This is a genomic window from Salipiger sp. (assembly GCF_059781815.1).
Genome location: NZ_JBYNAH010000012.1, coordinates 30,511 through 38,071, shown reverse-complemented (window position 1 = coordinate 38,071; position 7,561 = coordinate 30,511). Strand labels below are relative to the sequence as shown.

8 protein-coding genes are annotated in these 7,561 nt (G+C 66.5%); 6 read left to right on the top strand and 2 right to left on the bottom strand.

Features of this window, described 5'->3' with window-relative positions; translation table 11 throughout:
* Positions 1–90: 90 nt before the first annotated feature.
* Positions 91–567 carry an Hsp20 family protein gene (locus tag AC6RA4_RS02735; RefSeq protein WP_500157169.1) on the top strand — a complete coding sequence of 159 codons (477 nt, stop codon included), beginning with the start codon at positions 91–93 and terminating at the stop codon, positions 565–567.
* Positions 568–640: 73 nt separating this feature from the next.
* Here AC6RA4_RS02735 and AC6RA4_RS02730 read toward each other — a convergent pair whose 3' ends face one another.
* Both AC6RA4_RS02730 and AC6RA4_RS02725 read right to left on the bottom strand, forming a co-directional pair.
* Positions 641–1,252, bottom strand: a complete 612-nt coding sequence (locus AC6RA4_RS02730) for a COG3650 family protein (RefSeq protein WP_500157167.1) — start codon at positions 1,250–1,252, stop codon at positions 641–643.
* Positions 1,253–1,310: 58 nt separating this feature from the next.
* Positions 1,311–2,141: an ABC transporter permease gene (locus tag AC6RA4_RS02725; RefSeq protein WP_500157165.1), complete on the bottom strand. Its 831-nt coding sequence runs from the start codon at positions 2,139–2,141 to the stop codon at positions 1,311–1,313.
* Between the two features lie 122 nt (positions 2,142–2,263).
* On the opposite strand from AC6RA4_RS02725, the gene cysQ reads away from it, so the two are divergent.
* The 5 genes from cysQ (at position 2,264) to AC6RA4_RS02700 (ending at position 7,515) form a co-directional block, all read left to right on the top strand.
* Positions 2,264–3,061: a 3'(2'),5'-bisphosphate nucleotidase CysQ gene (gene cysQ / locus AC6RA4_RS02720; RefSeq protein WP_500157163.1), complete on the top strand. Its 798-nt coding sequence runs from the start codon at positions 2,264–2,266 to the stop codon at positions 3,059–3,061.
* Positions 3,062–3,068: 7 nt separating this feature from the next.
* Entirely contained in the window at positions 3,069–4,310 is a 1,242-nt protein-coding gene (locus tag AC6RA4_RS02715) for a glycosyltransferase family 2 protein (protein ID WP_500157161.1), read from the top strand.
* Between the two features lie 139 nt (positions 4,311–4,449).
* The gene (gene galU, locus AC6RA4_RS02710; protein ID WP_500157159.1) at positions 4,450–5,343 is read left to right on the top strand and encodes a UTP--glucose-1-phosphate uridylyltransferase GalU; all 894 of its coding nucleotides are present in this window, start codon (positions 4,450–4,452) and stop codon (positions 5,341–5,343) included.
* A 5-nt stretch (positions 5,344–5,348) separates the two neighbouring features.
* Positions 5,349–6,332, top strand: a complete 984-nt coding sequence (gene galE / locus AC6RA4_RS02705) for a UDP-glucose 4-epimerase GalE (RefSeq protein WP_500157157.1) — start codon at positions 5,349–5,351, stop codon at positions 6,330–6,332.
* Positions 6,313–7,515, top strand: a complete 1,203-nt coding sequence (locus AC6RA4_RS02700) for a glycosyltransferase family 4 protein (protein ID WP_500157155.1) — start codon at positions 6,313–6,315, stop codon at positions 7,513–7,515. The genes galE and AC6RA4_RS02700 overlap by 20 nt, the downstream gene beginning before the upstream one ends.
* Positions 7,516–7,561 lie beyond the last annotated feature (46 nt).

The window sequence follows — 7,561 nt, the reverse complement described above, 5'->3', positions numbered from 1 at the left end:
TGCCTGAGACAGGGCTCCGGACCGATCAAGCCGCCTGTCCCACGCCGGGAAGGCGCATCACATATGGTATCGCTCAATGGAGGATGACCCATGCGTCACTTTGATTTCGCACCGCTTTATCGCGCAACCGTCGGCTTTGACCAGATCGCCGACCTGATGGACCGGGCGCTGACCAGCGACGTCGCCCAGCCGACCTACCCGCCTTACAACATCGAGAAGACCGCCGCAGATGCCTACCGCATCTCGATCGCCGTTGCCGGCTTCTCGGATGACGACCTGTCGGTCGAACTGAAGGAGCATCAGCTCGTCGTGTCGGCCCGCAAGGCCGAGGAAGACGAGGCGCGCACCTACCTGCATCGCGGCATCGCCACCCGCGCCTTCGAGCGCCGCTTCACCCTGGCCGACCACGTGCGCGTGACCGGCGCGGTGCACGAGAACGGCATGCTGCATATCGACCTCAAGCGCGAGATCCCCGAGGCCCTGAAGCCGCGCCGGATCGAGATCGCCCGCGCCACCGGCACCCCGGCGCTGGAGAAGGACGTGGTCGACAGCAAGTCGGTGAACTGATCCCGACCGGACAACCGCCTGCAAGGCCCCGGCATCCGCCGGGGCCTTTTTGCGTGCAGCCGGCAGGGCGTGCTCAGTTCGGGGTCAGCGTGCAGCAGCCGGTGACCGCGCGGCTGACCTTGCCGGTCAGAACCAGCGTGGCACCCAGCCCGTAGAGCCGGTCGGACATGCCGTCGCTGCAGGCGGCTTCCGGGGTCATCACCAGGATCGCCTGCAGATCCGGCGCGGCGCCCACCGAAACGAACGGGTGCACGCCCGCATCGACCCGGCGGGTTTCCCCCGCCAGCAGGCTTAGCGGCTCCTCCCCGAGCTCGGACCAGGTGGCGATGCTGTCGGATTCGACCCGGTAGCTCCAGAACGGTTCGGTGCCGAAGCAGCCCACCTCGGCGGCCTCGGGCATGGCGCTGCCCGGCTGCATCGCGAGGAACGAAAGCGAGGCCCAGCCGCTGCCCTCGCCGGTGTTGAGCCGGCCCCAGGTGCCATCCTCGTTGAGCGCGGTGATCTCGATATCGGTGGCGTCGGGTGCCAGCGCGCCGATCTGCTCGGCCCCGGCCTCTGGCGCGGCGCGGATGTTGAGCTGATCGTCACTCGCCACGCCGGTCACGTCGTAAAGCGCGGGCGCCTCCTGCGCGGCGCTGGCGCCGGCGAGGCAGGTCGCCAGGCAAAACAGTGCGGATCTGAACATCGGTTGCCCTCCTTTGAGACTTGCGAACTCGTGGAATGGCCCCGTGGGAAGCCGCGCCTCAGCGCCGCGCGCTCCAGCTCGCCGAGGCGTGCTTGCGCGTGTAGAACTCTCCCATGAGGCCGATCATGATGAGTACCAGCGACAGGTACAGCGCGTATTCCCAATCGGAATTGCGCGGGTTGTAATCGACGAAGGCATAGCCCCGCGACTGGTCGATGGTGTGGAACAGCGGGTTCCAGTCGAACATCACCAGCATGTAGCTGGGCAGCGTGTTGGCCACGAACATCTTGCCCGAGGCGATCATGTTGGCGCGCTGGTAGACCGTCGACAGGATCTGGACCGGGGTCGGGAACCACGGCTTCGCGGCGAGGAAGACCATGCCGATCGCCGCCCCCGAGAACCACGACAGAAGGATCATTGCCAGACAGCCGATGGGATCGTGGATCTCCTGCATGACGAAGGGATTGAAGGCCACGTCATAGATGAAAAGGATGAACACGAGGCTCAGGATCTGGATGTAGAGCGTGCTCAGCATCGCCGAGGCGATGGCGATGGCGGTGTTCATCGGCGCATGCTGCATCATCGGGCTGGCCGGCCCCTCCGAGCCCACCACCGCGCTCAGCGTCTTGGTGTGGGTCATGTAGAGGAAGACGCCCGTCATGATGTAGATCATGAAGTCGCCCCGGATCGCGGTGCTCCGCATCCCGAGGATCTGGAACATGAAGTAGAAGGCCAGCACGAAGATGATGGTCTGCAGCATGTTCATGAAGAGCGCCATGAACGCGTTGCCATGGGTTCGGCGCACCGCGCGCACCGAGTTGTGGTAGATCAGCTCGGAAATATAGAGCGCGGAACCCAGCCGCGAACGCGGCTTCGTGGTCTGAAACATGGCAAACTGCTCCGGTGCCGGCGGGTGCGACGGGTCTTTCTTGCCCATCTTGGTTGAGGAAAGCATAAGGAACCGTGGCTGCCAAAGCAAACATTCCGCCGACGCGGTAAAGGAGAACCACTTTGAATTACGAAACCCTTGTTCAGGTCATGCGCCGTCTTGCGCTCGAAGCGGGCGACAAGATCATGGAGATCTACGAAAGCGACGATTTCGAAGTGAAGTCGAAATCCGATGCCAGCCCGGTGACCGAGGCCGACGAGGCCGCCGACGCGCTGATCTCTGCCGGACTGCGCGAGACCTTTCCCGACGTGGCGCTGGTCACCGAGGAGCAGGCCGACAGCCACACCCAGGACGTGATGACCTTCCTGATCGTCGACCCGCTCGACGGCACCAAGGAATTCGTCAAGCGCCGCGGTGATTTCACCGTCAACATCGCGCTCGTCGAAGACGGCGTGCCGACCCGCGGCGTCGTCTATGCCCCCGCCAAGGGCCGGATGTTCTACACCACCGCAACCGGCGCCTCGGTCGAGGAGACCGGCCCGTTCGACAAGGAGACGGTGGGTGAGACCACGCCGATGAAGGTGTCGGACGCCGACAACAGCGCGCTGATGGTGGTGGCCTCGAAGTCGCACCGCGACCAGGCCACCGACGACTACATCAACAAGTACCAGGTCAGCGACTCCAAGAGCGCCGGCTCGTCGCTGAAGTTCTGCCTGGTGGCCACCGGAGAGGCGGATCTCTACCCGCGTCTCGGCCGCACCATGGAGTGGGACACCGCCGCCGGCCACGCCGTTCTGAACGGTGCGGGCGGCCGCGTGGTGCGCTTCGACGATCACACCCCGCTGGCCTATGGCAAGCCGGAATTCGCCAACCCGTTCTTCATCGCCTATGCCCCCGGCGTCGAGCTGAAGGAAGGCTGACGGGCCGATGGGCGCGCTCCCGGTCAGCGTGGTGATCGTAAGCCGGGGCCGCCCCGGTGCATTGTCGCTCTGCCTGACCGGCGTCGCCCAGCTCGATTATCCGGCCTTTGAGGTGATCGTGGTGGCCTGCCCCGAGGGTGCTGCCACGGTCGCCGCCCGCGCCGATGCGGACCGGATCAAGCTCGTTCGTTTTGACGAGCCCAACATCTCGGCGGCGCGCAATCTCGGCATCGCCGAGGCCTCCGGCGAGGTGATCGCCTTTCTCGACGACGACGCGGTGCCCGAGCCGACCTGGCTCGCGCATCTCTGCGCGCCATTTGCCGATCCGCAGGTCGCGGCGGCGGGCGGCTATGTGCGCGGGCGCAACGGCATCGAGTACCAGTGGCGGGCGCAGGGGGTCACCGCCCGCGCGCAGGAGCGCGACCTGCCCCTCGAGGGCACCGAGCCCCGTGTGCTGCATGGCCGGCCCGGCGTCGCCGTGAAGCTGCAGGGCACCAACATGGCGCACCGCCGCAGCGTGCTGGCCGAAATGGGCGGTTTCGACCCGGCCTTCCGCTTCTTCCTCGACGAGACCGATCTCGACCTGCGCCACGCCGCCCTGGGCCACGCGGTGGCCATCGTGCCGCTGGCCGAGGTGCATCACGGCTACGCCGAAAGCCCGCGCCGCGCCGCTGACCGCAGCCCGCGCGACCTCACCGAGATCGGGGCCTCGCTCGCGGTGTTCCTCGCCAAGCACTGCCCCGAGGGCGAGCGCCGCATGGCGTGGCTGGCCCTGCGCGATGCGCAGCGCCGCCGCTTGCTGAATTTCCTGCAGCGCGGACCGATCGGCCCGGACGACGTGGTGCGGCTGATGCGTGGCCTCGACCGGGGCTGGGATCAGGGCCAGTCTCGGCGCTTCGGCGATCTGCCGCCGATCCCCGATGCGACCACACCGTTTCTTGCCTTCCCGAGGCGCCCCGGAGCAGCCCGGCGCGTGCTGTCTGGACGGGTCTGGAACCGCCGGAGGATGCGCCGCGACGCGGCCCGCCATGCGGCGCAAGGAGAGATCGTCAGCGCCTACCGCTTCTCGCACACGGCGCTGTTCCACAGGCTGAAATTCCGCCCCGACGGCTATTGGGAGCAGATCGGCGGGCTCTGGGGCCGCAGCGACCGGTCTCAGCCCTTGCTGCAGCTTCACGGCTTCGCAAATCGCCTGCGCAAAGAAACTGCCCGAGTCTCAGACATTCGCGACCTCAAAGATCGAAATTGAGGCGTCAAAAGCCCTCAACCCAGAGGGGATTGGGAGAGAATTTGCCCTGTTTGACCACCTAGGCTTACATGGTAGAGATTTATCTGAACGTGAACGTGTGCCCCAAAGCCGCGTGCCGATTTTTTAGGAGCAGGACATTATGAGCAACAAGGTCACCAAGGCGATCTTCCCGGTGGCGGGACTCGGAACACGATTTCTTCCGGCCACGAAGTCGGTCCCGAAGGAGATCATGACCCTCGTCGACCGTCCGCTTGTGCAATACGCCATCGACGAGGCCCGCGCCGCGGGCATCAAGGAATTCATCTTTGTCACCTCGCGCGGCAAGAGCGCGCTCGAGGACTACTTCGACCATGCCCCGCAACTCGAGCAGGAGCTCGAGACCAAGGGCAAGGACAAGCTTCTCGACGTTCTCAAGCAGACCTACATGGACTCGGGCGAAATCGCCTATATCCGCCAGCACAAGGCGCTGGGCCTCGGCCACGCGGTCTGGTGCGCGCGTCGCCTGATCGGCGACGAGCCCTTTGCGGTGATGCTGCCCGACGACGTCATCGCCGCCGACAAGCCCTGCCTGCAGCAGATGGTGGAAGCCTATGAAGAGACCGGCGGCAACATGGTCGCCGCCATGGAAGTGCCCGCCGACAAGGCCTCGGCCTATGGCATCCTCGACGTGCAGGAAGACATGGGCGCGATGGTTTCGGTCAAGGGCATGGTCGAGAAGCCCAAGGCCGGCGAAGCGCCGTCGAACCTCGCGGTAATCGGTCGCTACATCCTGTCGCCGAAGATCCTCGAGAACCTCGACGCCAAGGACACCGGCGCGGGCGGCGAGATCCAGCTGACCGACGCCATCGCCAAGGAGATCGGCGGCGACGAAGGCGTCTACGGCTACCGCTTCAACGGCCAGCGCTACGACTGCGGCTCCAAGGCCGGCTTCCTGCAGGCCACCGTTGCCTTCGGCCTGTCGCGCGACGATCTCCGCGACGATCTCGAAGCCTACCTCCACGAGGTGGTCTCGGCCCGCAAGGCTGCACAGTAAGGCGCATGAGCAATGTCCTCGTGACCGGGGGTGCGGGCTATATCGGCTCGCACGCCTGCAAGGCCCTGAAAGCGGCCGGCTTCACGCCGGTGACCTATGACAACCTCGTCACCGGCTGGAAGGACGCCGTCAAGTTCGGCCCGTTCGAGCAGGGCGACCTCTCGGACCGGGCCCGGCTCGACGCGGTCTTTGCAAAATATGAGCCGGTGGCGGTGATGCATTTCGCCGCCCTGAGCCAAGTCGGCGAGGCGATGTCCGAGCCCGGGCGCTACTGGCGCAACAATGTCGAGGGCTCGCTGACGCTGATCGAGGCCGCGACGGCGGCGGGCTGCCTGAACTTCGTGTTCTCCTCGACCTGCGCCACCTATGGCGAGCATGACAACGTGGTGCTCGACGAGAGCACCCCTCAGGAGCCGCTCAACGCCTATGGCGCCTCGAAACGCGCGGTCGAGGACATCCTGCGCGATTTCGGCGCTGCCTACGGGCTCAGGCACGTGATCTTCCGCTACTTCAACGTGGCAGGGGCCGATCCCGAGGGAGAGGTGGGCGAACACCACCGCCCCGAGACCCACCTGATCCCGGTGATGCTCGAGGCAATCGACGGGCAGCGCCCGGCCCTCACGATCAACGGCACCGATTACGACACGCCCGACGGCACCTGCATCCGCGACTACGTGCATGTGATGGACCTCGTCGATGCCCATGTTCTTGGCCTCAAGTGGCTGCAGGACGGCAAGGAGAGCCGGGTGTTCAACCTCGGCACCGGCAAGGGCTTTTCGGTGCGCGAGGTGATCGACGCCTCGGGCGCGGTGACCAACCGCGAGGTGCCCTATTCCGAAGGTCCGCGCCGGGCGGGCGATGCCACCAAGCTGGTTTCGGGCTCGACCCGCGCCGCGGCCGAGCTTGGCTGGACGCCGGAGCGCTCGACCATGCCGCAGATGATCGCCGACGCCTGGCGCTGGCACCAGAATGGTCACTACGAGGGCTGATCCGCCCGCACGGCTTCTGGATCTGACGCGCCTCGTCTCGCGCGCCGGCCGGCCCTTCACGGGGATCGACCGGGTCGAATACGCCTACCTTCGGGCGCTTTTGCGAAGCGGCCCGCTTTTCGGGCTAGTTCGGTCTTCTCTGGGCTACCTGCTGCTCGATCCGCGCGGCTGCGCCGAGCTGAAGCGCCGCATCGATGCCGGCGACTGGCCTGCCCCCGATGCGCTGGCAAAGCTGCGCAAGCTCGATCCCGGGCGCGCCGGAGCCGAGCGCGCGCTGCGCGCGGTCGCCGTGGCGCGCTGCCTGCCGGCCGGGCTGGGCCGGATGCTGCGCCGACACCTGCCCCATGCCACGCATTACCTCAACACCGGCCACACCAACTTCACCGACCGCACCATCGCTGCGCTACGCGGCGTTCCGGATCTCCGCATCGCCGTGCTGCTGCACGACACGCTGCCGCTCGATGTTCCTCAGTATCAGGCGCCGGGCATCCCCGAGCGCTTTCAGGGCTTCCTGTCCCGCGTCGGGCGCCACGCGGATCTGGTAATCTGCAACTCGCAGCAGACCGAGCGCGACCTGCGGCGCCACCTGCCCGAGAGCCCCGCCCGGAGCGTCGTTGCACATCTTGGCATCGACCTGCCGGCGCCGACCGAAGCCCCTACCGGCCCGTGGCGGGACCGGCCCTATTTCGTCGCACTCGGCACCATCGAGCCGCGCAAGAACCACGCCCTGCTGCTCGATATCTGGGAGCAGGACCGCCCCGACGCCGCGCTGCTGATCTGCGGCAGCCGGGGCTGGAACAACGCCGAGGTCTTCGCCCGGCTCGACCTTGGCATCGAAGGTGTGCACGAACTGCCCGGACTCGACGACGGGCAAATTGCCGCGCTTCTGCAGGGCAGCGCCGGGCTGCTCTTCCCGAGCTTGGCCGAGGGCTACGGGCTGCCGCCGATGGAGGCCGCGGGCTTCGGCATTCCGGTGCTTGCAGGCAACCTGCCGGTGCTGCGCGAAGTGCTTGGGGATATTCCCGTTTACGCTCCGGTGACGGAGCGGTATCTTTGGACCCAGTTGATAAAAACGATGGCCGAGGATCACCGGGCAGGACGGGGAGTGGCACCAGGCGCTGCGGAGGCATTTGCCCCGCCGGGCTGGGAGGCGCACTTCAAGACCGTGTTAACCCTGATCTGATAGCCGCAGGGGAACGGGGCCGGACCATCCGGCCGCACGAGGGCGC

Coding starts and splice junctions, on each gene's coding strand:
- AC6RA4_RS02735 (WP_500157169.1), top strand. CDS start 91: ATGCGTCACTTTGATTTCGCACCGCTTTATCGCGCAACCGTCGGCTTT.
- AC6RA4_RS02730 (WP_500157167.1), bottom strand. CDS start 1,252: ATGTTCAGATCCGCACTGTTTTGCCTGGCGACCTGCCTCGCCGGCGCC.
- AC6RA4_RS02725 (WP_500157165.1), bottom strand. CDS start 2,141: ATGTTTCAGACCACGAAGCCGCGTTCGCGGCTGGGTTCCGCGCTCTAT.
- AC6RA4_RS02715 (WP_500157161.1), top strand. CDS start 3,069: ATGGGCGCGCTCCCGGTCAGCGTGGTGATCGTAAGCCGGGGCCGCCCC.
- galU (WP_500157159.1), top strand. CDS start 4,450: ATGAGCAACAAGGTCACCAAGGCGATCTTCCCGGTGGCGGGACTCGGA.
- galE (WP_500157157.1), top strand. CDS start 5,349: ATGAGCAATGTCCTCGTGACCGGGGGTGCGGGCTATATCGGCTCGCAC.
- AC6RA4_RS02700 (WP_500157155.1), top strand. CDS start 6,313: ATGGTCACTACGAGGGCTGATCCGCCCGCACGGCTTCTGGATCTGACG.